Annotated in this window: 18 protein-coding genes; 10 read left to right on the plus strand and 8 right to left on the minus strand. The window is 46.2% G+C overall.

Features of this window, described 5'->3' with window-relative positions:
• Nucleotides 1-152 precede the first annotated feature (152 nt).
• Nucleotides 153-482, plus strand: a complete 330-nt coding sequence (locus ABDW16_RS18850; protein WP_072361796.1) for an RNA-binding protein — start codon at nucleotides 153-155, stop codon at nucleotides 480-482.
• Between the two features lie 178 nt (nucleotides 483-660).
• Here ABDW16_RS18850 and ABDW16_RS18855 read toward each other — a convergent pair whose 3' ends face one another.
• From ABDW16_RS18855 to ABDW16_RS18870, 4 genes are all read right to left on the minus strand, one after another.
• Entirely contained in the window at nucleotides 661-2043 is a 1383-nt protein-coding gene (locus tag ABDW16_RS18855; protein ID WP_343671880.1) for a dihydrolipoamide acetyltransferase family protein, read from the minus strand.
• A 266-nt stretch (nucleotides 2044-2309) separates the two neighbouring features.
• A complete protein-coding gene (locus ABDW16_RS18860; RefSeq protein ID WP_343671882.1) occupies nucleotides 2310-3560 on the minus strand; it encodes a CinA family nicotinamide mononucleotide deamidase-related protein in 1251 nt (416 codons plus the stop codon).
• A 22-nt stretch (nucleotides 3561-3582) separates the two neighbouring features.
• The gene (locus tag ABDW16_RS18865; RefSeq protein WP_343671883.1) at nucleotides 3583-3993 is read right to left on the minus strand and encodes a thioesterase family protein; all 411 of its coding nucleotides are present in this window, start codon (nucleotides 3991-3993) and stop codon (nucleotides 3583-3585) included.
• A 31-nt stretch (nucleotides 3994-4024) separates the two neighbouring features.
• A complete protein-coding gene (locus tag ABDW16_RS18870; protein WP_343671884.1) occupies nucleotides 4025-4435 on the minus strand; it encodes a DoxX family protein in 411 nt (136 codons plus the stop codon).
• 569 nt (nucleotides 4436-5004) lie between these two features.
• Here ABDW16_RS18870 and ABDW16_RS18875 point away from each other — a divergent pair.
• The 3 genes from ABDW16_RS18875 to ABDW16_RS18885 all read left to right on the plus strand — a co-directional run bounded on the left by ABDW16_RS18875 (nucleotide 5005) and on the right by ABDW16_RS18885 (nucleotide 10846).
• Complete coding sequence (locus ABDW16_RS18875; protein WP_343671886.1) at nucleotides 5005-8076, plus strand: tetratricopeptide repeat protein; 3072 nt, start codon at nucleotides 5005-5007, stop codon at nucleotides 8074-8076.
• 20 nt (nucleotides 8077-8096) lie between these two features.
• Nucleotides 8097-9731 (plus strand): hypothetical protein, encoded by a 1635-nt coding sequence (locus ABDW16_RS18880; RefSeq protein WP_343671887.1) that lies wholly within the window; start codon nucleotides 8097-8099, stop codon nucleotides 9729-9731.
• A gap of 113 nt (nucleotides 9732-9844) precedes the next feature.
• Nucleotides 9845-10846, plus strand: coding sequence for a hypothetical protein (locus ABDW16_RS18885; protein WP_343671888.1), 1002 nt, complete (start codon nucleotides 9845-9847; stop codon nucleotides 10844-10846).
• 4 nt (nucleotides 10847-10850) lie between these two features.
• Here the strand turns inward: ABDW16_RS18885 and ABDW16_RS18890 are convergent, their stop codons facing one another.
• Nucleotides 10851-11744, minus strand: coding sequence for an SDR family oxidoreductase (locus ABDW16_RS18890; RefSeq protein ID WP_343671889.1), 894 nt, complete (start codon nucleotides 11742-11744; stop codon nucleotides 10851-10853).
• A 103-nt stretch (nucleotides 11745-11847) separates the two neighbouring features.
• The gene (locus ABDW16_RS18895; protein ID WP_343671891.1) at nucleotides 11848-13932 is read right to left on the minus strand and encodes a prolyl oligopeptidase family serine peptidase; all 2085 of its coding nucleotides are present in this window, start codon (nucleotides 13930-13932) and stop codon (nucleotides 11848-11850) included.
• A gap of 386 nt (nucleotides 13933-14318) precedes the next feature.
• Between ABDW16_RS18895 and pfkA the strand changes: the two genes are divergently transcribed.
• Nucleotides 14319-15299: a 6-phosphofructokinase gene (gene pfkA, locus ABDW16_RS18900; RefSeq protein WP_343671893.1), complete on the plus strand. Its 981-nt coding sequence runs from the start codon at nucleotides 14319-14321 to the stop codon at nucleotides 15297-15299.
• A 10-nt stretch (nucleotides 15300-15309) separates the two neighbouring features.
• A complete protein-coding gene (pyk, locus tag ABDW16_RS18905) occupies nucleotides 15310-16749 on the plus strand; it encodes a pyruvate kinase (protein ID WP_343671895.1) in 1440 nt (479 codons plus the stop codon).
• Nucleotides 16750-16913: 164 nt separating this feature from the next.
• Here the strand turns inward: pyk and ABDW16_RS18910 are convergent, their stop codons facing one another.
• Nucleotides 16914-19664, minus strand: coding sequence for a TonB-dependent receptor (locus ABDW16_RS18910; protein WP_343671896.1), 2751 nt, complete (start codon nucleotides 19662-19664; stop codon nucleotides 16914-16916).
• Between the two features lie 142 nt (nucleotides 19665-19806).
• Here ABDW16_RS18910 and ABDW16_RS18915 point away from each other — a divergent pair, with 142 nt between their 5' ends.
• The 4 genes from ABDW16_RS18915 to ABDW16_RS18930 all read left to right on the plus strand — a co-directional run bounded on the left by ABDW16_RS18915 (nucleotide 19807) and on the right by ABDW16_RS18930 (nucleotide 23846).
• Nucleotides 19807-20793 carry an AraC family transcriptional regulator gene (locus ABDW16_RS18915; RefSeq protein WP_343671898.1) on the plus strand — a complete coding sequence of 329 codons (987 nt, stop codon included), beginning with the start codon at nucleotides 19807-19809 and terminating at the stop codon, nucleotides 20791-20793.
• Nucleotides 20794-20833: 40 nt separating this feature from the next.
• Nucleotides 20834-22192, plus strand: coding sequence for an NAD-dependent succinate-semialdehyde dehydrogenase (locus tag ABDW16_RS18920; RefSeq protein WP_343671899.1), 1359 nt, complete (start codon nucleotides 20834-20836; stop codon nucleotides 22190-22192).
• Between the two features lie 48 nt (nucleotides 22193-22240).
• On the plus strand, nucleotides 22241-23185 hold the full coding sequence (gene coaA, locus ABDW16_RS18925) for a type I pantothenate kinase (RefSeq protein WP_343671901.1): 945 nt from the start codon (nucleotides 22241-22243) through the stop codon (nucleotides 23183-23185).
• 130 nt (nucleotides 23186-23315) lie between these two features.
• Nucleotides 23316-23846 carry a YceI family protein gene (locus ABDW16_RS18930; protein WP_343671903.1) on the plus strand — a complete coding sequence of 177 codons (531 nt, stop codon included), beginning with the start codon at nucleotides 23316-23318 and terminating at the stop codon, nucleotides 23844-23846.
• A 31-nt stretch (nucleotides 23847-23877) separates the two neighbouring features.
• Here ABDW16_RS18930 and ABDW16_RS18935 read toward each other — a convergent pair whose 3' ends face one another.
• Complete coding sequence (locus tag ABDW16_RS18935; protein WP_343671904.1) at nucleotides 23878-26631, minus strand: glycoside hydrolase family 38 C-terminal domain-containing protein; 2754 nt, start codon at nucleotides 26629-26631, stop codon at nucleotides 23878-23880.
• Nucleotides 26632-26651: the final 20 nt, after the last annotated feature.

Raw genomic sequence — 26651 nt, forward strand, 5'->3', positions numbered from 1 at the left:
TCCATCCCCCATTTTGGTGCTATCCGTGGGGATTTCAGGGTCAAAATGACCCCTAAAAACGCCTGTCAGGAAATAATTTTGGGGCCTGTTGTATTTATTGAACTTATTTCTTTAACTTCAGTATTATTTTTCATTTTTTTAATTTTTTAGTCATGAACATTTACGTAGCCAACCTGCACTACAGGTTGAACGATGCGGACCTTCACCAGATATTCAGCGAATTTGGCGAGGTAACTTCTGCAAAAATTATCAAGGACCATGAGACTGGCCGTTCACGCGGTTTTGGTTTTGTGGAAATGCCAAACCAGGAAGAAGGTAGCAAGGCTATGGATAGTTTGAACGGTACTGAAATCGAAGGCAAACAACTGATGGTAAACGAAGCAAGACCTAAACAACCGAATAATAATTCAAGAGGTGGTGGATTTGGTGGAAACCGCGGTGGTGGCGGATATGGTGGCGGCGGTGGCCGTGGCCGTTACTAATTATTCTGTTGGCCCAAAGCTTATTTCGGTCAAGAAATTAAAGGCTCCCAATTCCAATTGGGGGCTTTTTTTCTTTTTTAAAAAACTCAAACAAAAAAGCGCTCCCACCCAGGGTAGAAGCGCTCTTTGCTAAAAAAGGTTCGCCTGCGGCGGGCAATTGAAGCCGAGGCAAAGCCAATTAATATTCTCTGTGCATATCAAAGTTCTCTAACTCGTGTACTACCGCACTTAAGAAGGTAGAACCCAGCGCCCCGTCAATAATCCTATGATCATAAGACATTGACAGATACATCATATGACGGATCGCAATGGTATCACCATGCTCCGTCTCTATCACCACCGGACGCTTCTTTATCGTACCCACTGCCAGTATTGCTACCTGCGGCTGGTTAATAATAGGCGTACCCGCCAGGCTACCAAAATTACCCACATTCGTAAGGGTAATGGTACCATTCTGGGTATCGTCCGGTCTTAATTTATTATTACGTGCAGCGTTTGCCAGCTGGTTTACCTGCCTGGTCAGCCCTACCAGGTTCAGCATATCTGCATTGCGGATCACCGGTACAATCAGGTTGCCGGTAGGCAGTGCTGCCGCCATACCCACATTGATATCTTTCTTGATGATGATCTTATCACCTTCCAGGGAGCTATTCAATAATGGGAAGCGTTTAATGCATTTTACCAATGCTTCTATGAAAAGCGGTGTGAAGGTGATCTTCTCTCCTTCTCTCTTTTCAAAATTCTTCTTTTCCTGCTCTCTCCACTTTACGATATTCGTTACATCTGCTTCTGCAAAACTGGTCACATGCGGGCTGGTCTGCACGCTTTTCACCATGTGTTCAGCGATCAGCTTACGCATACGATCCATTTCAATGATCTCAGCAGCACCAGTGTAAGATACAGACTGACCATTGGCCGTAGCCTGCGTTTGTGGCTGTACCTGCACCTGTACCTGGGGTACCTGTGGCTGCGGTTGAGGCTGCGCCTTCGGTTGTTCCTGGGCTGGCGCTGCTGCAGCCACTACCGGCATTGGCGTAGCAGTAGGCACAACACCTTTTGCCTTGGATTCTACATAGTTGAGTATATCTTTCTTAGTCACACGACCCTCACTGCCTGTACCCGGAATTTTCTCCAGTTCGGCAAAACCAATACCCTCCTGCTGTGCGATGGTCAGCACCAGCGGAGAATAAAAACGAGGGCCGGCAGCTGTTGTAAACTGAGGCTCATGTATTTCCTCCTGTGGCGTTACCACCTCCACTTCTGCCTGTTGCTGTACAGGCGCTTCAGGAGCGGTCGCAGGCGCAGTGGCTGCGGCTTCCACATTCGTGTTGATACGTGCTATTATAGCACCTACCGGAACTACATCATTTTCTGCGTAGAGTATCTCGGTAATTTCGCCATCGGCGATAGAAGGTACTTCGCTGTCTACCTTATCAGTGGCAATTTCCAGGATTGTTTCATCAGCTTTTACCTGATCTCCCGGTTTTTTATGCCAGCGTAATATGGTGGCTTCCATAATACTTTCTCCCATCTTGGGCATTACCAGTTCTACAATGGCCATAAGATTGCGTTTAACTATTTGATAGAAAACAAAAGTATGAATTAAATACTAATAATCAGGAATGGGGAAGCAGCTTGGCCCTATTCTGATGAACATCATTTTACTGAATGATTTTACGCAGCTCATTCATTATGAAGAAGACTGCCATCTATACCAGGTTATTGGATAGTTCTATACAGCCTATTCATTGCATAAGCTGCTACCAACCATGTTACTGAATAATCTTCCGCAGCTCATTCATCACGTAGGTGACTGCCATCTCCACATTACTGAATAATCTTCCGCAGCTCATTCATTGCATATGCTGCTGTCATCTGTATATTCATGTAGCGGTCATATCTTAACTGAAATTTCACAGCCACCGTCTCCTGTGCACTGCCTACACCTACCCATACCGTACCCACAGGCTTTTCTGGCGTACCGCCATCAGGCCCCATAATGCCGGATACGGCAATGACATAGTCTGTTTGTAAGTGTGCCAGCGCCCCGCGTACCATTTCCTTTACCACTGCTTCACTTACAGCACCATTTGCCGCCAGTGTTTCAGGTTTTACCCCCAGTATCCGGGTTTTTATTTCATTAGCATAGCTAACCAAACTGCCTTTGTACCAGGCAGAACTACCCGGTACCAGGGTAATGCTATGTGCAATAAAACCACCAGTACAGCTCTCTGCCGTACCTACGGTTTTCCCTTTTGCCTGGAGCAGCTGCCCAATTACCTCTGCCATCGGTATATCCTGGTCGGCCACTACAATGTCGGCCAGGATGTCTTTCAGCTGGTGAAACTGCATTGACAATGACGCCGCTGTTGATAATCTATCCTGCCCATGAGCCGTGAGGCGCAATTTTATGGTGCCAAACGAAGGCAGGTATGCCAGTTTGATATTCGCCGGCAGTTGTGCTTCAAAATCCACTAAGCGCTCTGCTACAAAAGATTCCCCCATGCCGGCTATGATCAGTGTCTGATGCACGACCACCGGTGTCTGGAAATGTTGCTTTAGGCGTGGCAACACATGATCTTCCATCAGGCCTTTCATCTCAAATGGAACACCCGGCATGGATACGAACACTTTTCCATCCTTTTCAAACCACATACCTGGTGCGGTTCCCCGCTTATTATGCAACACGGTACATACATCCGGCACCAGCGCCTGGTCCATATTGCGTTGCAATGCAGGCAGACCACGGCTTTCGAAGAACTCCATCACCTGTTTAAAAGTTTGCTCATCCCTTACCAGTGTGCCGCCAAAATACTCTGCCAGCGTAGGTTTGGTAATATCATCTGCGGTGGGCCCCAGGCCTCCCGTGATTAATACAATGGGCGACAGTGCACTCTCGTCGTCCAATGCCTTTACGATGGCTTCCTTCACATCGCCAATGGCCACCCGGCGGTGCACCCATATGCCCATAGCGTTGAGCTGCTGCGCCATCCAGGCAGAATTCGTATCTATTGTCTGTCCGATCAGTAATTCATCGCCAATAGTGATGATACTGGCTACTACCTTTTGCCCTTCCATAGTATTAATATATAATTACAGGCTATTCAAAAAAAGGCGCTAAAGCCGCCCGCATTAACGGGGGCAGGCCATATTTCAGTTTGGTGTCTGCATGTAAAAATACGAGGGTGGTGACACCTACGTTCAGCAACTCGCCCTTTTCGTTGTACAATTCTGAATGGAACCGGATCTTGTGATCGACCGGCATCTCTTTCAGTATAGTCTTTACGGTTATCAGGTCATCATAGTATGCCGGCCGTATGTACTTTACATTCAGCTCTGCCACTGGCATGATTACGCCTTCTTTTTCCAGCTGGGCATATGTAAAGCCCAGTTTACGGATAGCTTCTGCACGCCCTACTTCATAATATAAAGCATAATTTCCGTAATAAAGGTACCCCATCTGGTCTGTCTCTCCATATCGTACCCTGATTTGTGTCGTTTCAATGAACATATCTTTGCTTTAACTTTCTCATTTACAATGCTTATTTGCCAATTGCATTGTCCAGACTCAACTTTCCAGGGCCAGCGAACAATATTACCAGGAAGGGAACCAGGTACAGGATAGCGGGTTCCTGTTCCTTCAGGGATTGATGACCATGAATCATGAACAATGCTATACCCATCGTAACTATCACAGGAACAGCGGCTAAGCGGGTGGCGAGACCTAATACAACCAGTCCTGCACAGAATACTTCTGCAAATACTGCTAACCCAAGGGAAATAGGATGAGTGATATGTAGTGGGTCAGGAAATGTATCTTTCATGGCCGAAAAACCTTTTAATTTGGAGAGGCCGTGGTTCCAGAGTAGCATGGCTCCAAAGCCTACGCGCAGCAATAAAAGAGAGAAATTGACAGCACCGTTGGATGCTTTAGAGGAAAACAGTTTGCTCATATGTCAAAAATGGTTTGATCTTTGCACAAATATAAATCTTTGATTTTTTGAAGGTGTATCAATTTGGAGAAGTTGCATCTGCCTTCGGCAGAAGATGTTTAATAGAGGGGGAGAAAAAGGGGAATTTCTATCTCCTTTGGCAGTAGATGTGAATTGGAGGAAGGAATTGAAAAAGTTGTATTTGCATCTGCCTTCGGCTGAAGATGTTTAATGGTTGGGGAGAAAAGGGGGAATTTCTATCTCCTTTGGCAGTAGATGTGAATTGAGGGAAGGAATTGAAAAAGTTGTATTTGCATCTGCCTTCGGCTGAAGATGTTTAATGGTGGGGTGAAAATGTAGGATTTGTAACTCCTTTGGCAGTAAAGGGGAATAGCAGACGTTGAATCTTTGCAAACCCATTTCCATGTTATTATCTGCAAAGTTCACGCAGTTTATTAATTAAAAGCAATAACTATATTTGTCCCTGTTTTGGTCTCCCTGAAAGCATTATTTATTGATCCTGAACAGAAAATAATAACTGTAAAGGATTCGTTTAAAACGCATATTAAAGTTTATAACAGGTTAAAAGCATGCAATTCATAAAAAAGTTTCTTGTTCCCGGACATTTGTTTCTCTATCTGGCTACCTGCTGTATCCTGGCTACCTCCGTCGCCAGCGCCCAGCAAACCCGCATCTACACGGAGCCGGATAAAGTTTTCAAGGACGCCCAGCAACTTTTCCAGCAGGAAAAATACGCTGTCGCCCTGCAATTGTTCAAGCAAACACTTGATAACATCGGCTATTTCCAGGAAACCAGCCGTAGCCTGGTGAAAACAGACGCACAATATTATTATACCGTCTGCGCCCTCAAACTAGGCAACGCCAACGCTGAAAAAACAGCCCTGGATTTCATTGCTACCTACAATAACAATGCAAGGGAACAACTGGTCAGCTACCAGCTGGCTAAATACTACTTCCACCAGAACAAACTGAAAGAAGCCATTCCCCTCTACGAAAAAGCAAACATCGAGAACCTCTCCAACAACGAAATAGCAGAAGCAAAGTTTGAACTGGCCTACTGCTACTTCAATGTAAAAGACTTCAAAAAGGCACAACCATTATTCCAGTCGATAAAAGAGCTGCCAGGTAAATACTACATTCCGGCCAACTACTACTATGGCTTCATTGCCTACTACAATCACCAGTACGCAGAAGCACTCACCAGCTTCCAGCGTGTGGTAAAAGAACCTAAATACAGCACTGTCGTACCTTATTATATTGCCGAAATTTATTACTTCCAGCGTAAACCCGACCAGGTGATCGCTTATGCTGAACCACTCGTACAACAAGGCGGTCAGTACTACGAAGCTGAACTGAAACAATTACTGGGTCAGACCTACTTCGAAAAAGGCAACTATGCAAAAGCACTGCCTTACCTGCAGGAATACCAGGACAATGCTGAAGAAGTACGTAAAGAAGATATTTACCAGCTGTCTTACAGCTACTACCAGACAGGTAACTACGCAAAAGCCATCAATGGTTTCAAACAACTGAGCAGCGAAAAAGACTCCCTGGGTCAGAACTCTATGTACCTGCTGGGTGACTGCTACCTGAAAACAGGTCAGAAAGCCAACGCCCGCAACGCCTTCGCCTTCTGTGCACGCAACAGCGCTAACCCCGGCCAGCAAGAGATTTCCCGCTTTAACTACGGCAAACTCTCTTACGAACTGGGTTATGGCGACGTAGCTATCTCTGAGCTCACCAGCTTCCTCAGCACTTATCCGAATTCTACCTACAGAAACGAAGCAAGAGAAGTACTGGTCAGCGCCTTCCTGAACACCAATAACTATAAGGATGCAATGGCGGTGGTAGACCAGATTCCTGACAAGAATCCTACTGTGTTGAAAGCATATCAGAAAATCGCTTACGGCCGTGCAGTAGAACTGATCAACGACCAGCAACTGCAGGATGCAGACAAACTGCTGGACATTGCCATCAAAAACGCTTATGATAATAATACCGTTCAACTGGCTCACTTCTGGAAAGCAGAAATTGCCATGCGTCAGAACAATACTGACGGTGCCATCAATCACCTGAATGCTTACCTGACCGGCAGCGCACCTTCCAGCGGTGAAGCAAACCCCCAGACTGCCAGCTACAACATGGGTTATGCACTCCTGAAAAAAGAAGATTATACCCGTGCCCTTCAGCACTTCGAAGCTGCACAACGTACTACCGGCCCTAACGCTGCCCGTATCACCAACGATGCTGCCCTGCGTGCTGCTGACTGTTACTACATGCTGAAAGATTATGCCAGGGCACTGACACTGTATGATCGCATCATTGCCGGCAACCAGCCTGGTTCTGACTACGCTACTTACCAGAAGAGTATCATTCTCGGTATCCAGGGCAAAGCGAATGAAAAAGTGGCCCTGCTGAAGCAACTGGGTGATAAATATCCTACTTCAGGTTTTGGCAACGACGCTGACCTGGAAATAGCTGATACTTACCTGGCAGATGAAAAATATTCAGAAGCGATTCCTTACCTGGAAAGTGCACTGAACAAACAGCCAAACGGCCCGAATGCACCAAGAGCATTGGTGAAACTGGGTCTCTGCTACTTCAACAGGGATGACGAGACCAAGGCCCTCTCCTATTACCGCCAGGTAGTAGAGAAATATCCAAACTCCCCTGAAGCAAATACCGCACTGGCAAGTATCAAAGACATCTATGTAGGCGAGGGTAAAACCGATGCATACATAGCATTGCTGAAATCTACCGGCCGTACCGTATCTACCAATGCTGAAGATTCCCTGTCATATGCTGCTGCTGAAGCGAAATTCAGCACCGGCGACTGCGCAGGCGCTACGGTGGCTTTCAATAGCTATATACAACGTTTCCCCAACGGTCAGTTCATACTGCCTGCACAGTTCTACAAATCAGAATGCGCTTATAATAATAAAGACTATACCGGTGCTTTGCCCGGTTATGAGTTTGTATTATCTAAAAATGCCAGTCTCTATGCAGAACGCGCTGCACTGCAGGCTGCCAATATCAACTACTACCAGAATAAAAATTATGAGAAAGCACGTACTTATTACCTGCAGTTACAAGACCTCTCTACCAGCAAGGAAAACACCTTCACTGCTACAAGAGGCCTGATCCGCACCAACTACCAGCTGAAACACTGGGATGAAGTAGGTAACTACAGCGAAGTACTGCTGTCCAGCTCCAATATCAGTACTGACGACCAGATCATTGGTCACTTCTACCTGGGTAGGTCTCAGCAGGAACAGGGTCAGTACGACGAAGCGATGAAAGAACTGAAAATTGCTGCTGGTCTGACTAAATCAGAAACCGGCGCTGAAGCAAGATATAATATTGCGGTTTGCCTGTTTGCTAAAAACGACCTGGCTGCTGCTGAAAAAGCAGGCTTTGATGTGATTAAAAATACACCGGGTTACGAGATGTGGGTAGCAAAATCCTACATCCTGCTGGGTGATATCTACGCCCGCCAGAAAGACTATTTCAATGCCAAGGCTACTTACCAGAGTATTGCCGAAAACAGCTCTATCGCTGAGCTGAAAGCGGAAGCAAAAGATAAACTGGCAAAAACGGAGGCTGAAGAGAAAGCCGCATCAAAGATCAAATCCAATAAATAATTACGAACTACGATTATAGCATGAACGCATATATCAAACATATTCAACGGGTTTTAACAGTTACAGGCGCAGTAATGCTGGCACAGCAGGGTATTGCCCAGGACAAAAACCTGAAACAGGAAACGATTGATATCATCTCAAATTACCGCCCAAAACTGCGGGATGCGGCAAAACTGAACCTGACAGCTTCCCTGCCGGCTTCTGACACCACGCATCCTAAATACCAGTACCAGGTACCTGCGCTGAACCTTTCCTTCCTCTACCAGCCAGTACCCCTGAAACCACTGGCCCTGGGTAAGGATACGCTGCAAACCCTGCAGAACAACTTTATCAAAGCCGGTTTTGGTAACCTGAGCACACCACTCATCCAGGCAGGCTTTGGTAGTGGCAGGCAGGACAAGTACAACTTCGGGATTTATGGTAACTACACTTCTTCCAAGGGGAATATCAAGAACCAGGATTACAGTACACTCAACGTACTGGCATCCGGTACTTACTTCTCCCCTATTCTCGAGATCAATGGTAGTGTAGGTTATGACCGCAACCAGTTACATTATTATGGATATGACCATACTTTGTACGACTATAGCAAGAGCGATGTAAAGCAGACCTTCAACCAGTTTACCGCACAGGTGGGTGTGAAAAACAGGCCGCAGAATGACTGGGCGTTTATGTTCCAGCCCTCTGCAAAGTTCATTTACTATAGCGATGCTTACAACCGCAAAGAGCCGACCGTGATCCTGAAAGCCCCTGTGAGCAAGCAACTGTTCGAAGATATCTTCCTGCGTGTGGAAGGTGTGTTTGACCTGTCTTCTTTCAAAGCAAAAGACAGTGCACAGTTTAATAACAACGTAGTAGCAATTCATCCGGCACTGGAAATTATCAAACCAAGATTTGTATTGCATGCCGGTGTGAACCCGACCTGGACCAATAGCAAGTTTTACCTGTTGCCAGACATCGTGAACGAGTCACACATCATTTACAAAAAAGTCATCCTGAGCAGTGGCTGGATATCTTATATCAATAAGAACAGCTACCGCAACATGACAAATACGAATCCGTTCTTCACCAGCTATGGCAGCGGCATTCTCAATACCCGTGTGGAAGAGAAATATACCGGTATTAAAGGTACCCTGGGCAGCCACTTCAACTACAACACCAAGTTTGCAGCAGTGACCTGGTACAACCTGCCGCTGTTTGTAAATGATAGCCTGGATGGGAAGACGTTCTACTCCAGGAACGAAGCTGAACTGCGGGCCTTCAACCTGCATGCAGAAGTAGGTTATATCCAGGAAGAGAAGTTCCAGCTGCGCTTTACAGTAGACTGGTTCAATTATACCAAACAGAAAACTGAAGTAAAACCATGGGGACTGGTGCCATTCCAGACCGAAGCGTTCGCACAATATACTTTTGCAAGGAAACTGCACCTGAATGCAAATATGTTCTTCCTGGGCAGCAGCTACTACCTGGCAAACGGCGATTTCCAGAAGACCAAGAGCGGTTGGGACCTGAATGCAGGCGCCAGCTACGACATTGGCAAGAACTTCAACCTGTGGGTGAACGCCAATAATCTGTTCAATACCCGCTACCAGCGCTGGTATGGTTATAACACCTACGGTTTCAACATAGTAGGTGGCGTAATGATTAAATTTTAAAATCGTACCATTGCATTTTGTGCGGCTATCCTTCTCCCACGGGAAGGATAGCAAACACAGGCATACTAATTGATAGAGAGAGTCATTTTACTAAGGAATATTTTTTATAAAAATTGGTACTACAGCAATACATACAGGACACTTTGTTCCGGAAGGAACCTTGTATTCTCCCCAAAACAGGCATTTTTTCAGTGCAACATATTCCAGCACGTTATAATGTGACGACCAAGACCCTGGAACCACCCCAGGAGGTGATCCGGTTTGAAGATACCTGGGGAGATGAAGAGCAACTGGTGAAATGGATTTCCCAGCGGGAGCACCTGGTCCACAACATTGCCCGGATGAAGATGGAGAAATATGTGGATGAGGTGCATGCACTGCTCAAATCGGGCCAGACCTTCGCCATTCCGGGCGTAGGACAGTTAAAGACCGATATGGCAGGGCAGGTTATCTTTATCGCAGAATACCTGCCAATAGAGCTGGAAACCCTGATGGTACAACCCGTGATCAGGACAGATGTAAGTCACCGTGTGACCATCGGCGACAAGGAGTTTGTAAACAAACAGGTGGTGAACCATTTGTCTGCCTCTTCAGAAAATGCAAAGCCCAATCCCGGATATATGGCGAATACAGATTATCCTCCTTACCCCGAGCAGGAACGTTCTTCCTTCCGCTGGTGGTGGGTGGCTGTACCTGTAGCTGCTGTGCTGACCACAAGCCTGGTGTGGTGGCTGATGGCGAGGCAACCACGCGATAGCCAGGAGCCGGTGATCACTGCAGACAGGAGTACCCCCGCTGCGGTAGATACCACGCTCCTGCAGGATTCCACTGCCCGTACAGACAGTAGTCAGCAACAGGCAGCGGCAGCTGCTACGCCTGCCAATAATACCTATTATGTGGTGGTTGAAGAAATTAAGGGCCTCAAGGAAGCAACCAGAAGGCTTAATATTCGTCATAAACAAGGCTGGAGTTATGTAACGCTCCTGGCAGATTCCAGGGATACCAATATTTACAGATTGTTAGTTCCTTTCAACACCCCATTGGCCGATACAACGAAGTCAAAAGATTCTATCCAGAAATTCTTTGGGGTACCGAAACGTCCTGTTGTATTCTAGGACCTTATATTTCTTTTGCTACTATCTGTAATCCCTCTTCAAAGCTGTGTGGCCGGTAGCCCAGTTCCTGTACTGCCTTATCAATCACGAAACCTGTCTTGGCAGGGCGCTTAGCCGGCTGTGTAAAGGTTTTGGCGTCTACTTTTTCCAACAATTGGGGATTTAACTGGAAATAGCCTGCTGTCTGCACGGCCATCTGGTAAGGGGTCAGGGTTTCACCACCTGAAATGTGGAAGATACCGCCTGCCTTTTTATCGGCTACCAGCTTACAACCGGCTGCCAGATCCTGTACCAGCGTAGGTGTACGCCATTGATCGTCTACCACTTTCAGTTTCTTTCCCTGTTCCAGGTTCGTTTTTACCCATGTGATAATGTTACTGCGCTTGGGGTCTGCGGCTACGCCGTATACCAGTACAGTACGCACGATGGACCATGCCAGTTGACTATTCTGGACAAGCCTTTCTGCGGCTACTTTGGTAGCGCCATAATAACTGAGGGGGTTTACAGCATCTTCTTCTGCGTAGGGGCCTTCTAAGCCGTCGAATACAAAGTCAGTGGAGAGAAAGATGAAAAAGCTTTTGGTTTTTTCTGCGGCCTGGATGAGGTAACGGGTCGCATTGACATTACAATCCCAACAGGCATCTTTGTTTCTTTCGCAATCATCTACCTGGGTCATGGCAGCCGCGTGGATAACGATATCTGGCTGATGCTTCTGTAGTAACTGATTAACGCTGGAAGAATCCCTGAGGTTTGCCGGCTCGTAGCGATACCCTTCCTGCTTGGGGAGGCGATTGGCGCCTCTGCCGGTGGCGATGACTTCGTAGCGGGAGTCCTGTAAGAAGAGGGGGATGAGGTGCTGGCCCAATAATCCGTTACTGCCTGTGATTAATACCTTCATAATTATGCCTTTTGCTAAAATTACGAAGAAAAGAGTTTGTTCTAAAAAAAACGCTGATACCCCTGGCATCAGCGTTTTTTTAGAGAGGCGAAGGCCCGATAATTTAATTTTTGAAATGCATGCCTAAGTTATACATAACGAAAGCCCAGATATCCGCAGATTCCTCTATCAGCTTGCCTGTTGGCTTACCAGCTCCGTGGCCGGCCTGGGTATCGATACGTATAAGCGTTGGGTTAGGCCCGGCATTATCTGCCTGCAGTGTAGCTGCAAATTTGAATGAGTGTGCGGGCACTACCCTATCGTCATGATCCCCTGTAGTCACCAGTGTAGCCGGGTAAGACGTACCTGGTTTCAGGTTGTGCAGTGGTGAGTATCTGATCAGGTACCTGAACTGGTCTTCCTTATCACTGGTGCCATATTCCACACCCCATGCCCATCCAATAGTAAAGTGCTGGTAACGCAGCATATCCAGCACCCCTACTGTAGGTATTGCTACCCTGAACAGATCCGGGCGTTGTGTCATTACCGCACCAATCAGCAGGCCACCATTTGAACGGCCATGTACCGCCAGTTTAGATGTACTGGTATATTTTTCTTTGATCAGGAACTCAGCTGCGCCAATAAAGTCGTCAAATACATTCTGTTTCTTTTCCAGCATACCTGCCTTGTGCCAATCCTCGCCATACTCCGCCCCACCACGCAGGGTCACCTGTGCAAAGATGCCGCCCTGCTCCATGAAGAAGAGGTTAGATACACTGAAACTCGGTGTGAGCGGTATATTGAATCCCCCATATCCGTACAGGAAAACAGGATTGTTGCCATTCAGTTTGATTCCTTTTTTATAAGAAAGGAATATAGGGATGCGGGTACCATCTTTACTATTAAAGAAGACCTGTTTGGTTTCGTACTGGGAAGGATCGAATTTCAGCTCAGGTTTGAAATAGATGGCAGACTTACCGGTTGGTATTTCATATTTATATACCAGGGCGGGTGTCACATATGAATTAAAGGTGTAATAGAATTCCTTGTCTTCCTTTTTACCCCCAAATCCAGCTGCACTACCAATACCCGGGAGTTTGATTTCCCTTTCCAGGTGACCGGCATAATCCAACTGGTATACCCGGTTAGCAGCATCCTGCAGGTATACGGCAAAGAGTTTTCCCCCACCGGTGCCCACATGTACCAGGGTTTCCTTTCGCTCAGGGATGATGAGAGTGCGGGAACCCTGTGGATTTTTAGTATCGATCAGCTCTACTTTATAATTAGGTGCCCCTTCATTAGTGATCACGAGCAGCTTATCGCCGTCATTGTCTATTACATTTGGTTCATAATCGAACCCTTTGATCAGTAATTTGAACTCCTTTTGGTCAGGATTTTTCATGTCCCAGAACCATATCTCATTGCCGGAAGTCCCTTCTGACGCGTTTAAGAGCACAAACCGCTCATCCTCGGTTACAGTTGCCTGAAAATTGCGAAGTGGGTGATCTGAATCAGCGTGAATCAGTACATCCTTATCCTGAGAAGTCCCTACCTTGTGATAGTAAATTTTATGGAATTCGTTCTTCTTAGAGAGTTTGCTGGCTTCGGTAGGTTCGTCATAGCGACTATAATAAAAGCCATCACCTCTCCAGGAGAGACCACTGAACTTGAGCCAGTTCAGGCTATCGGGGAGCAAAGTTTTGGTAGCTACGTCCATTACATGGGCCTGCTGCCAGTCGGAACCAGCCTTTGAAATTACATAGGCGGCATATTTTCCATCTTTGGAAAACTGTACGGTGCCTAAAGCTGTTGTACCATCGGCAGAGAGTTTATTCGGGTCGATAAAGACTTCGGGGGTAGCACCCGGGGTGGTAGACTGCCTGTACAGTACAGATTGGTTCTGCAATCCATCATTTTTATAGAAGTACAAATAGTTACCTCTATGATCTGGTGCACCTGTTTTTGGATAATTCCATAACACTTCCAGACGATTTTTTATCGAGTCGCGGAAAGGTATCTTTGCAAGATATTCCTGGGTGACGGTGTTTTGTTCTTTCACCCATTCTTTGGTTTCGGGACTGTTATCGTCTTCGAGCCAGCGGTAAGGGTCGGCAATAGTAGTACCGTGGTAGTTATCGGTCACTTCGGTCTTCCGGGTTTGCGGATAAACGATGCCAGGCTGTTGGGATTGGGCTTGAGCTGTTGTCATAGTCGTAAGCAGCAATGAGGAATTAATAAAAGTGAAAATAAAAGCAGGCAGACGTTGCATTATTGCATTTAAATTATACATATGTATATTTTTTTAAAAAAATACTCTATTGGTTAACTGAAATTGAAAATTTTCTTTAATTCATCAGAATACTATTAGAAAGAATATCCAAAATGTTATTTTTGTGCGCCAATTAAATATTTTTTCGGCAATTTATGCATAAGGAATGTGATAATCAGGGAAAAGAAGAGGACGTGCGGAAAGAGATTGTTAGAATATTCGGGGTATACCACTATGACACATTTGGGGTATAAACTGGGTGAACAGGTTCAACGTCAGGGGAATTCCTATATAAAACAACGTAGAGAGGGAAATATAACATAACTATGAAAAAAGTTAACAACATTGCGGTCCTTACATCAGGCGGAGACGCGCCGGGCATGAATGCTGCCGTTCGTGCGGTTGTAAGAACGGGAATTTACAATCAGCTGAATGTTTTTGGTGTCATGTATGGTTACAGGGGAATGTTGAAGAACGAAATCTTTCCTTTGGAGTCTAAATCTGTTGCCAACATTATACAGCGCGGTGGTACAATCCTAAAAACGGCCCGTTGTAAAGAGTTTTACGAAGCCGAAGGCCGTAAGAAAGCCTACGAAAATTTAAAGAAACACAACATCGACGGCCTGGTAGTGATCGGAGGTGACGGTTCTTTCAATGGAGCGTACAAGTTGAGCCAGGAATACGACATTCCATGCATTGGCCTGCCTGGCACAATTGACAAAGACATTGCCGGTTCAGATTTTACCATCGGATTTGATACTGCTGTGAATACTGCAGTAGACGCGATCGACAAGATCCGTGATACAGCAGATGCACACGACCGTTTATTTATCATAGAAGTGATGGGGCGTGATGCTGGTTATATAGCCCTCCACAGTGGTATTTCCACTGGTGCTGAGCACATTATGACTCCTGAGCACATTATTGATGTGCAGGACATTATCTTGGAACTGCAGGCTAACGAACGCCGCAAGAAATTAGTGAACATCATCGTAGTAGCAGAAGGTTCTGCTGCTGGCGGTGCAGAAGCGGTAGCACGCCAGATTAAGGAACAATGTCCTCAACTGGATACCCGCGTAACCATCCTCGGACATATTCAGCGTGGCGGCAGCCCTACCTGCCAGGACCGTATCCTGGCCAGCCGTATGGGGTATGCAGCTGTTGAAGCGCTGTTGAATGGCACTTCCAATGTTATGGTTGGAATTGTAAACAACAAAATCCATTATACACCTCTGGAACAGGCCATCAAAGCCAAAGAACATATCGATCCGGAATGGTTTAAAATTGTAAAAATACTTGCGAGTTAAAATAAGAGCTATGAGTACACAAGATATATCTAAACACAAAACGAAGATAGTAGCCACAGTAGGACCGGCATGCGACACTTACGAAAAATTGCTGGCACTGGTAAAGGCTGGCGTAAACGTGTTCCGTCTGAACTTTTCACATGGCTCTCACGAAGACAAGCTGCGCATCATTGAGCACATCCGCCGCATTAACGAAGTTGAATCTTACAACGTAGCCATCCTGGCTGACCTGCAAGGTCCTAAACTGCGCGTAGGTGAAATCGCAAACAATGCGCTGCCGCTGACTCCCGGTCAGATCCTTACTTTCGTAAATGAGAAGGTAGTTGGTACCGCTGAAAGAATATATGTATCTTATGCAGACCTGCATAAAGATGTAAAACCAGGCCAGAAAATCCTGCTGGACGACGGTAAAATCGAAACTGTAGTAAAAGAAATCACCCCTGCTGGTGAAATCAAAGCTGAAGTAACCCTGCCAGGTGTACTGTCTTCCAAAAAAGGTTTCAACCTGCCAGATACCAAGGTATCCCTGCCAGCGCTGACTCCAAAAGATGTGGAAGACCTGGAATTCATCATCGACCACAATTGTGACTGGGTGGCCCTGTCATTTGTAAGAGATGCTGCTGACCTGCAACTGATTCGCAAACGCCTGAAAGAGCGTAACTCTAAGATCAAGGTGATCTCCAAGATCGAAAAGCCCGAGGCTATTGCAAACCTGAAAGAAATTATCTGGGAAAGCGACGGCGTAATGATCGCCCGTGGTGACCTGGGTGTGGAACTGCCGGTAGAGCAGATCCCTATGATCCAGAAAGATATTATCCGCAAATGTATTCACCGTGCTAAGCCGGTTATCGTGGCTACCCAGATGATGGAATCCATGATAGACCGTACCCGCCCTAACCGTAGCGAAATCACTGACGTAGCTAACGCGGTACTGGAAGGTGCTGATGCCGTGATGCTGAGCGGTGAAACTGCAACTGGTCAGTTCCCTGAACTGGTTATTCAGACTATGCGTAAAATCATCGGTGAAGTTGAGAAAGAAGAAATCATCTACAACCGTAACCTGATCCCGCATCGCCACTCTCCTACCTTCATCAGCGATGCTCTCTGCTACAATGCATGTAAAATGGCTGAAGACCTGGAAGCAAATGCACTGGTTGGTATGACCCAGAGCGGTTACACCGGCTTTATGCTGAGCAGCTACCGTCCACGCTCTCCACTGTTCGTATTTACTAAAGAAAAGACTTTGGTGAATCAGCTGAGCCTGAGCTGGGGTGTACGTGCCTTCTATTATAATGAAGAAATTGGCCTGGACAACATTATCAACGATCAGATCGCCATCCTGAAAAATAAAGGATACCTGAAAACTGATGATATCGTGGTGAACACCGGTTCTACACCAGTAGCAGAACACCTGCCAACGAATACTATCAAAGTATCTAAAGTACAATAAAGTCATGCAACAGCTCCTTTTGGGAGCTGTTACTGTTTTATAGAAAGAGCCCGTATCAAATGTAAGATACGGGCTCTTTTAATTCGGGTACCTGCCGGAAACAGATAGTCTTTTATGCAATTCCCGGGAAGTTCATTTATAAATGATGCACCCTCTTTCTATTTTTAAAAATCAAGTACCACTCTCGTAAATAACCGCATTCCATTTACACCCATCTGCACCGGATCCCAGGCGCCCCCTGCCTCTCCATCAAAGGCAGACAGCTTGGCCCCTTTTACATACCCTAAATCAGGATGTACATTAAAGAGGTTATCCACACCTACAAACCAATTGATATGCCGGTTGAATTTATAACTCACATATACATCGGTGACTACCTTGCCCTTATACACAAATAATTCAGGGACCGTCTTACCACCTTCATCCAATTCTACGATCGGGTTGATACCGGTACCAGCCAGGTCGCCTGAATAACCGTACCCAAATAGTTCTACTTTACCAAAGTATGTGAGGTGTGAACCTACGCTTATTTTATTGATACCATATTCCAGGTTCAAACCCATTTTCACCGGTGGTGCAGAAGCTTTTACAAAGCGCTGTTCACGGTCGCTGAAGAATGATTGACGGTGCACATATGTGTCATTCAACTTAGCTGGCACATTGATCTTGTCGATGTTCATGTGCTGGATATTACCGGTGAATAATCCACGGAAATGCTGATTGCTCCAGCGTTTATTGTAATCTACCACCAGGTCTACACCATAGTTGGTCGTGTTTACCGCATTTGCAAAGAACTGTGCATTGTCGATGTGTAGCTCATTCAGCGTGTTGTATACTTCCTCATCGAGGGTGGTATCGCTGGCGCTGAACTGACCGGAGAGTACGATACGGTCTTTTACTTTTACATAATATCCATCTACGGTTACCGTCAGTACAGGCAATGGTTTCCAGGTGAAACCAAGGCTGGCGTTGATTGACTTTTCCTGCTTCAGATCAGGAATGCCCGCTGCTCTTGTGATAGGGTCGTAGTTAGGCGCAATTTTCACTTCGGAAATAAGGCCGCCCTGTACGTTGGTGTACTGGGAACTGTAGTTGATCTGCTGCAGGGAAGGAGCCCTGAAACCTGTGCTTACAGAGGCACGGATATTGAAATCGCTGGTAATCTTATAGCGGGTGGCCAGTTTGAAATTGGTGGTGAAACCAAAGTCAGAATAGTTCTCTGCCCTCACAGCGGCACCTACCAGCCATTTTTTGGTCACATCCCATTCTGCGTCTACATAGGCGGCCACATTACTGCGATTGGCCGCTACCTCGTCGCTGGGGCGATAACCAGGGAAACCCTGGGAGCCGGTGGCTTTAAAGAAAGTGGGATCGTAGTTGGTATAAGAAGCTTCTTCGCCGGCGTAGATGCTATACCTTTCGTAGCGGTATTCTGCACCAAAGGCGAGGTTCAATGTGTTAATAGCTTTGGTAAAGGTCACATTGGTAGTGTTTTGTAAAAAAGAGAAACCACCATCATCGAAATGTGTAGGCGTGTTTGCCCCCAAAGAGGCATTGAAGGTCTTATCCCCATAAAAATGGAAATTATTTCTGCCCAGGGTATTGCTCACATCCCAGGTCCAGCCTTCTCCAAATTCTCCTTTCACCCCTACGGCAGCAGAGACATCACTGACATGGGTCTGGATGTGCGGATCGAAAATGGTGTCACCCGGTACAGCATACATAATGTCTTTGTGGAAGATCAGGTTTCCGTTATTATCTGTAGGGAAACGATCGGGGTGCCCCGCAAAAGAACGGGAATAAGCAAAGGCATCAGAGCTCTTATAGTTATATCCGCCAAATGCATAGAGGGAGGTCTTTCCTGTACCAAAAGGCACTTCCAGGTTGATCATACCACCACCATTTACGCGGGAGCCATCGCCGGCCCCTCTTCTTACACTGTTTACAGGTAGTCCATCTTTGTGATTCAGGTTCGTATCCAGGTCCTGCCGGTAGGTTTTACCCTGGATGAGGAAGTTGCCCGAGAAGTTGAGGAAACCGCCGTTTTTACCCAAAGGAAGGCCATAACTGAGGCCCAGGGTACCGGTGTTGCCATCAATGGGTACACCGTACTGGTATTGGGATTGTTTGCGGCCAAACCAGGTATTGTACTTATGGTCGTAATAACCGGCGTAACCTGCAGTAACATTGAGGTGGTTCACATCTTTTTTAAGGATGATGTTGATCACCCCTGCGATGGCATCGGATCCATATTGTGCAGAAGCGCCATCGCGGAGGATTTCGACCCTGTCGATGGCGGCTTCGGGAATGGCATTGAGGTCAGTGCCGGAGTTACCACGGCCACGGGTACCGTATACGGCAACGAAGGCTGTCTGGTGGCGTCTTTTACCATTTATAAGCACTAAGGTCTGGTCAGGACCGAGGCCCCTGAGGGTAGCGAGGTCGATCATGTCGGCACCATCACTCCCGCTTTGTTTATTGTAGTTCAGGGAGGGGGCGGCCATGTTTAAGACGGCTGTGAGGTCGGTTTTGGCAGTGGGCAGCGCTGCCTGGGCAATGGGGATGATATCGACGGGAACAGGCGTTTCCGTTTTGGCACGACCTGTACCCCGGGTGCCTACCAGTACGATCTGGGTGAGTTCCTGGACGGCGGAGGCCAGTTTTACGTCGACCACTGAGCGGCCATTGATGGCAACAGCCTGTGGGGTGAAACCGATAGCGCTTACTTCCAGGACATCGCTGGGCTGGGCAGCAATGGAGTACTCACCGGACTTGTTGGTCAGGGTGCCGGAACTACTGAGTTTGACCCTCACAGTAATTCCTTCCAGGGGTGCGCCGGTGGTGACATCTGTGACTTTTCCGGTTACTTTTTGCTGGGCGCGGGATACAGTCAGGTAGAGGCAAAGTATTGCCATACAGTACACGATTTTGGTCGACATATTTACAGGTTTGGATGTTTAACTAAATATACCCAATTTGGCGCATACTATTACTACTCACATATTTATGGGAGTATTTTGAGTACCAAGGGCTTTAGTCAACCGACTTATATCTGATATGAATTTAATCAGACAGGCTGAACAACAAATTTTCGCTGACTTCGTCCAGGTAGAGAATGTTCCCGAAATTATGCACTCCTATATCGTTCCCCATGCAAGAAGAACGGTGTATGGCAATGCCCGCGTATTTGTATTTAAGCAATTGCTGGAAGCTCCCCCTTTCAGGGTCTGGCAGCATCACGCGGTCACTTCACAGGTTACAGATATTCACCCCCATGTAGATAAACCAGGTTTACACCTGGGAGTTACACTTTCGGCGCTGCATGTGCAGTCCGGGATGCGTGGAGGTCCTCCTGAACATGTGCGGCAGGGGGACCTGAATTTATTTTATGTAACACAGGAAGAAAAAGCGGTGTCTATACATCCGGGTACACACTGTTTTTTCAACATAGAATTCAGTGAAGCGCAGTTGCCTTTATTTGCAGAAAATGCATTTATTGAACAAACGATCAAACCTGCTATTGCAGCGAAGGCAGGAGGTGGTGTGATCAATGCTGCACCGGTTCCAATGGATGCATATATGTCGTTATTACTTGATCAGATCCGGAATCCATTAGGACGCAATGATCATGCACGTAGCAGGTATACCAGCAAGCAATGTGAATTGTTATTGATGCATTTCTTTGCACAGTTACAACATCCGCCATTGGAATATCAGCCATTGACGAACAGGGATGTGAATAGTATTGATAGTGCAAAAGCGTACATCAAAGCGAATACAATCGGTGTGCACACTTCGGAACTGTGCCAGCTATTTGATATCCCGCCGGAGAAACTGGAATATGGATTCAGATATTTATATGGTACAAGTGTGGATGCTTTTGTGATTTTATGGCGACTGGAAAAAGCGGCGGTATTGTTAACATTGCCGGATGTTGATTTGCAGGTGGTGGCAGATGAAACAGGGTATAGTCATGTAGATGCTTTTGTGAATAGTTTTACGCGGTATTATAATTGCACGCCTGACCAGTTCAAGCAATTATAATCCTTATTTTTACACCTTACGGAATCTAAACTTTATTCACATGAGTACCTTCAAGAGTATTAACCCATACACACAGGAAACCATTGCTGAATATACAGCGCACACACCATCAGAACTGGAACAGAAACTTGCAAAAGGACATCAGGCACATCAGGCTTTGAAGCAGACACCGTTGGAGCAGCGTTGTACCTGGATGCAAAAGCTGGCAGACCTGCTGAAGGAAAAAGCAGATGAACACGCTGCGATCATTACCCGCGAAATGGGGAAAACCCTGAAGGAAGCAAAAGCTGAAGTACTGAAATGCGCCACTTCTGCCGAATATTATGTACAAAATATCGGTAGCATGCTGGCCCCGAAAATTATAAAATCTGACGGTCAGCAGAGTTATGTGGCCTATGAACCCAAAGGCATTATTCTCGCTATTATGCCCTGGAACTTCCCTTACTGGCAGGTATTCCGGTTTGCTATTCCAAATATACTGGCGGGAAACGCCGGTATTCTCAAGCACGCCAGCAATGTAAGCGGCTGTGCACTGGCAATAGAACAGGTATTTTTAGATGCCGGCTTTCCAGCCGGTGTATTTCAATCCGTGCTGGTGAATTCAAAACACATTGAACCACTGATTGCCGACAACCGTGTACAGGGTGTGACCCTGACTGGTAGCACTGCTGCGGGTATGAGTGTAGCAGGCCTGGCAGGTAAATATATTAAAAAGACAGTGCTGGAATTGGGGGGCAGCGATCCCTTCATAGTACTGAAAGATGCCAACCTGGAACTCGCTGCGCACACGGCGGTGAAGGCCCGTTTTCAGAACGCCGGTCAGTCATGCATCGCTGCAAAGCGCTGGATTGTAGACCAGTCAATAGCTGACGCATTTACGGAACAGGTGACGACACTCATACAGCAAATGAGCCAGGGAGATCCTACCTTGCAGCAAATTGATATGGGGCCCATGGCCCGTCCTGATCTGGCAACGGAGCTGGGACATCAGTTACATCAGACCATCGAACAGGGTGCAAAACTGATTACCGGCGGGCAGCGTTCGGGTGCGAACTTCGCTCCTACCCTGCTCAGCGGTGTAAAACCGGGTATGACAGCCTTTGACGAAGAAACATTTGGCCCACTGGCTGTTATCATTCAGGCTGATAATGAACAGCATGCTATTGCACTGGCGAACCAGACCCCTTATGGACTGGGATCTTCCCTATGGACCAGCGATCATGACAAGGCGAGAAAACTGGCTACTCAGATCGATAGCGGCAATGTATTTATCAATGCCATGGTGCGCTCAGATGCCCGTTTGCCCTTTGGTGGCGTGAAGCAGTCGGGATATGGCAGGGAACTTTCCCTGGAAGGCACACATGAATTTTTGAATGTTAAAACGGTTTACATAGCTTAGCACCCTGAAACAACGGAATCGATAAACAGGCAACAGCATCTAAACTAAATGACACGGAATAACTACGCTCCCTATATCACTATTGCCCGTGAAGAATGGGCAAAAAAAAGTGATGGACCCACGGAACACCTGATCAAAGATCTGGACAAGTTACATGGGTTAAATGAGCCGCTAACAAAGGAAGAAGTTGCACAAATTTATGTGCCGCTGTCACGCCTGCTAAACCTGTATGTAACAGCAGCGCAGGAACTGCATGCAACAACGAATACTTTTTTGGGAAGCAAGGTTACAAAGGTGCCTTATATTATTGGAATTGCGGGGAGTGTAGCGGTTGGAAAAAGTACAACGGCGCGTGTACTGCAAAGGTTGCTGGCCGCATGGCCCAATCATCCGAGAGTAGCCCTGGTAACCACTGATGGGTTCCTGTATCCGAACAGGATTCTGGAACAGCGGGGCATTATGAACAGGAAGGGTTTCCCGGAGAGCTATGATATCAGACGATTGGTACAGTTCCTCGCAAACCTGAAATCCGGAAAGGAGAAGGTGGCGGCGCCGCTATATAGTCACCTGGAGTACGATGTGCTGGCAAATGATTTGCAGTGGATAGAATCGCCGGATATTGTGATTGTAGAAGGAGTGAATGTATTGCAGGTGAGACCAAGGCCACAGGGCTCACCGGAGCCGACTATATTCGTATCTGACTTTTTTGATTTCTCCATTTTTGTGGACGCAGAGGATAAGGATTTGGAACAGTGGTATATAGAAAGGTTTAAGTCATTGAGGACGACGGCGTTTACAAATCCGGAGTCTTATTTTCATAGATATGCACACCTCACGGACCAGGAGTCAGAAGAGATAGCGCGGAAGATATGGAATGAGATCAATAAGCCGAATTTATTGCAGAATATATTGCCAACCAGGTTTAGGGCGAGTTTGATATTGGAGAAGGGGAATCATCATTTTGTACAGTCGTTGAAGTTAAGAAAGACTTAAAATTTGGACTGGAAGATTTTTGCTTTTCGCTACAGTATTGAAGATTATATTTTGAACGGCTTTGCCTGATGGCAAAGCCGTTTTTGTTGGAGCTATTTTTGCATACATTTAAGCAAAATTTTCTAGTACAATGAAAAAACTCCTTCTACCTGTTACTGCCCTTATTATTATTGTAACATCGGCATTTACGGTTCTCTCCGGACCAGATTATAAAATCGCTGCTGGTTATGCAGTTAAGTTTTCTGCTTCAGGCGCCAATGGTATTTTCAAAGATTTAAAAGGTAAGGTGGTATTTGATGAGCAACATCTGAATACTTCTAAATTTGATGTAACGATTGATGTGTCCAGTATTAATACAGGTAATGGTTTGAAGAATAACCATGCGAAGGGGGAAAAGTGGTTTGATGCAAAGAAATACCCGACTATTGCATTTACTTCTACTGAGATTACAAAATCAGGTAGTGGGTATGTGGCGAAAGGTGAGTTGACCATGCATGGGGTGAAACGACCTCTTTCTATTCCTTTTACATTTGTAAAAACTGCTGGTGGTGGTACTTTCGAAGGAAAGTTTGATGTGAACAGGAGTGATTTTGGTGTGGGTGAAAAGGGTGGTAAGGTGGATGATATTATTAAACTGGACGTGAGTGTACCAGTGAATTAATATTACATAGCTGGCAGCTATAGCTGCCAGCTCATTTTATTATTTTGACCATCATTACCCCTTTAGCCGGAATAGTAAATGTGTTTTGTAATTTTTGCAGGTTTTCTTCCAGCACATTTGTCTGCCATATACTTCCACTTGTAATTTCTACCTGATCCGGTTTATCTGCAGCATTGACCAGTTGCATAATAACGCCCCTGCCATCTGCCGATGGGTTTATATTTTCAACGTATACATTCCCGGTTTTTATCCTGAAAAATAATTGTTCCTTCGCCGCACCGCTGGCAGGTGCAGCGATGAGCGGTTGACTTTCTTCCAGGCCTGCGATATTGGTAGTGTATGGATCGTACTTGCCATGCACCTGTAGTGCGTAACGAAAGGTAGCAACACCGGGTTGTTCTTTTCTGAAATTAGTATGCCAGATATTGTTCATAACCCATGAAGCAATATAAGAAGATTGTTCAGTGTAAGATTTCCAATCCCCATCCTTATTGTGTTTGCCTATTTCAAAGAGTGGTGCATCCGGACTGCACAAAGTAATGCCTGTCTGATGATTGGAAACGTCTATCCAGCGTTGTATTGTATACCAGTTTCTATTGGCGTGTGGTAACTGATCTGCTTCGGCAGTGATGCTGCCCCAGGGGATATTATATCTTACCTGAGGTTGATCGAGTTTGAAGGGGAATAAGAAACGGATGCTTTCTATGCCGGTGGCGGGTTGTTTATCGATAGTGTTGATGATTTCAACTTTGTCTAAGCCGGCTACCAGCCTGATTTCCCGGGTAAGGTAATTATTTGTAACTAATAGGCTGGCGACTAAGGGTCCTTTTTCTTTGATGGTGATATGTGCCGGACCAGCTGCAAGTGAATCATTGAAAGTGTAGATATTCAGGCCTGTTGAATCGGCGAGGTTGAAGTTTTGTATATTTTCTTTTTCAAGGCGAATGATATTGCCGGTTGTAGCATCCAGTTCAATGGTGTAAATACCATTCTTTATAATATTGTTTTCGACAGTCGCTAACTCTTTTCCGGATGCAGGTTTTCCCCTTTGTATGGTGAATCTTTGTTTTGAAAAAGGTGCCTGATTTTTTACTAAAAATGCGAGTTCACCATTGCTGAGTCTTTGAGAAGGTACGGCGTTGCCGCTGGCATCTTTTACAAGATCGCCGACAGCTGTTACCCTTACCCAGCCATCCCTGGTTACAGATAATGTGTTGTATACATCGATGGCGTTTTGTAGTATGTTTTCATCATGGGTGCTTTGTTGTAGTAATGCTTTTGAAGCACTGTCAGCACGAAGTGCAAAGGCTTGTTTATAATTCCATTCGGATATTACTTTCTGATCTGCCGGTGCAGAAATACTATTCCATGCTCCCCAGGTATGTTCATTGAACATGACGAGATCTGTCCATACATTGTCTGTTTCAATTTGTTTACCACGAATAGTGCTGATGGCAGTAGCCGTTTGTAAACGATCGGCTGCATTGCGGGTGAGTGCGGCTTCTTTGGCGCCGGAGCCAATGCCATCTGTCCAGTATTCTGTATAGTCGCCACTTATTTCCGGTAATTGATTTTTGTAGGCAGCTTCTACATCGTGAAAGAATTGTGCAGTAGAAGTGATGATTAATTTTGGTGAGGCATAGCGTTCATTCCATGCTTTTACTGCGTCAGGCAATTCAGGATCGATGGGGGCATTGTCACTCATAGCCCAGGTAAGCAGGGTCATGTTGTAAGGGAACCCTTTCAGTTTGTCGAGGTATTCAAAGAGGTAGGGATTCAGGAAATTATCTGATGGATGACCTGTATAGAAAGGCACCGGATCTTCTACTGTGAAAAAGTTGGGGATCTTGCTGCCTTTGAGTGTATAACCGATGGAGTAGGGAGCGCATTGCCAGAAGAGGAGTTTTTCTTTGCCGGAGGGAGATACCCAATAAAAAGGACGATCTCTCCACAGGTAAGAATTACCAATGCGGTCACCAGCATTGGGGGCGCCGAGAAAATAACGGATACCTGTTACTGCTGTCTGCGCGGCTAAACCCCAGCTGGCGCCGGGTACATCTCCCTGGAATAGGGTGTGGATATCTATGCCCTGTTCATGTGCGAGTTTGATGCCTTTGCTGAACATATGCATGAGTTGCATGGAGGAGGTGGCACTTGTGTTTACATTCCCGTAGGCAGCATCGAGATTGATCCAACCTTTTTTAACGGCATTCCAGAAGCGGTTACGCTGCGTTTCGCTGGCGGCAGACAAATAGTGGTCTACGACCCAGATCGCCTCTGTATTCCATTTAAAACGGGCTTCTGCGGGATAGTTTTGTGTACGCTCAGCTATTTTAATGGCTTCGTCAATATTGTTCATGTGGATGCGGAGAACTTTCTCCTGTACATCTGTATAACCTACATCTACATGTGAGTGTGGCAGGATGTACACTTTCCACTGCTTTGCCGGTGCAACTATGCAGGAGGCATGGTAGTCTCCCAATGCTACATACAACTGGGTTTCCCTGGTGATCTCGTCTCCTGGTAATGGCAGTTCGAATACTGAGATGCCAGCGGTATCAGGTGCGATATGTATGGTATCCCTTTTTTGATTGAACTGGATGTAGACATTGCCACCTTCGTAACATTTGCCTTCGTGAAATTCCAGTCTTGCCATACGTGCAGCATGACCATGATAGTTCAGGTAAGCTACCGTAGGCTTTACAGCTACAGACGTGTATGTTTTTCTTTGGGCATGCAGGGTACTACAAGCCAGCGTAGCGAGGAGGAGAAAACGAGTATACATATGTACAAACATATAGACAT

It is taken from the genome of Chitinophaga sp. (assembly GCF_039596135.1).
Classification (GTDB): Bacteria; Bacteroidota; Bacteroidia; order Chitinophagales; family Chitinophagaceae; genus Chitinophaga.

Excerpts from the sequence above, each read along its gene's own strand:
- pyk (WP_343671895.1), top strand. The coding sequence starts at position 15,310 with ATGAGTACACAAGATATATCTAAACACAAAACGAAGATAGTAGCCACA.
- ABDW16_RS18895 (WP_343671891.1), bottom strand. The coding sequence starts at position 13,932 with ATGACAACAGCTCAAGCCCAATCCCAACAGCCTGGCATCGTTTATCCG.
- ABDW16_RS18935 (WP_343671904.1), bottom strand. The coding sequence starts at position 26,631 with ATGTATACTCGTTTTCTCCTCCTCGCTACGCTGGCTTGTAGTACCCTG.
- ABDW16_RS18865 (WP_343671883.1), bottom strand. The coding sequence starts at position 3,993 with ATGTTCATTGAAACGACACAAATCAGGGTACGATATGGAGAGACAGAC.
- ABDW16_RS18915 (WP_343671898.1), top strand. The coding sequence starts at position 19,807 with ATGAATTTAATCAGACAGGCTGAACAACAAATTTTCGCTGACTTCGTC.
- ABDW16_RS18930 (WP_343671903.1), top strand. The coding sequence starts at position 23,316 with ATGAAAAAACTCCTTCTACCTGTTACTGCCCTTATTATTATTGTAACA.
- ABDW16_RS18870 (WP_343671884.1), bottom strand. The coding sequence starts at position 4,435 with ATGAGCAAACTGTTTTCCTCTAAAGCATCCAACGGTGCTGTCAATTTC.
- ABDW16_RS18920 (WP_343671899.1), top strand. The coding sequence starts at position 20,834 with ATGAGTACCTTCAAGAGTATTAACCCATACACACAGGAAACCATTGCT.
- ABDW16_RS18880 (WP_343671887.1), top strand. The coding sequence starts at position 8,097 with ATGAACGCATATATCAAACATATTCAACGGGTTTTAACAGTTACAGGC.
- ABDW16_RS18910 (WP_343671896.1), bottom strand. The coding sequence starts at position 19,664 with ATGGCAATACTTTGCCTCTACCTGACTGTATCCCGCGCCCAGCAAAAA.
- ABDW16_RS18860 (WP_343671882.1), bottom strand. The coding sequence starts at position 3,560 with ATGGAAGGGCAAAAGGTAGTAGCCAGTATCATCACTATTGGCGATGAA.
- coaA (WP_343671901.1), top strand. The coding sequence starts at position 22,241 with ATGACACGGAATAACTACGCTCCCTATATCACTATTGCCCGTGAAGAA.
- ABDW16_RS18875 (WP_343671886.1), top strand. The coding sequence starts at position 5,005 with ATGCAATTCATAAAAAAGTTTCTTGTTCCCGGACATTTGTTTCTCTAT.
- ABDW16_RS18890 (WP_343671889.1), bottom strand. The coding sequence starts at position 11,744 with ATGAAGGTATTAATCACAGGCAGTAACGGATTATTGGGCCAGCACCTC.
- ABDW16_RS18850 (WP_072361796.1), top strand. The coding sequence starts at position 153 with ATGAACATTTACGTAGCCAACCTGCACTACAGGTTGAACGATGCGGAC.
- ABDW16_RS18855 (WP_343671880.1), bottom strand. The coding sequence starts at position 2,043 with ATGGCCATTGTAGAACTGGTAATGCCCAAGATGGGAGAAAGTATTATG.
- pfkA (WP_343671893.1), top strand. The coding sequence starts at position 14,319 with ATGAAAAAAGTTAACAACATTGCGGTCCTTACATCAGGCGGAGACGCG.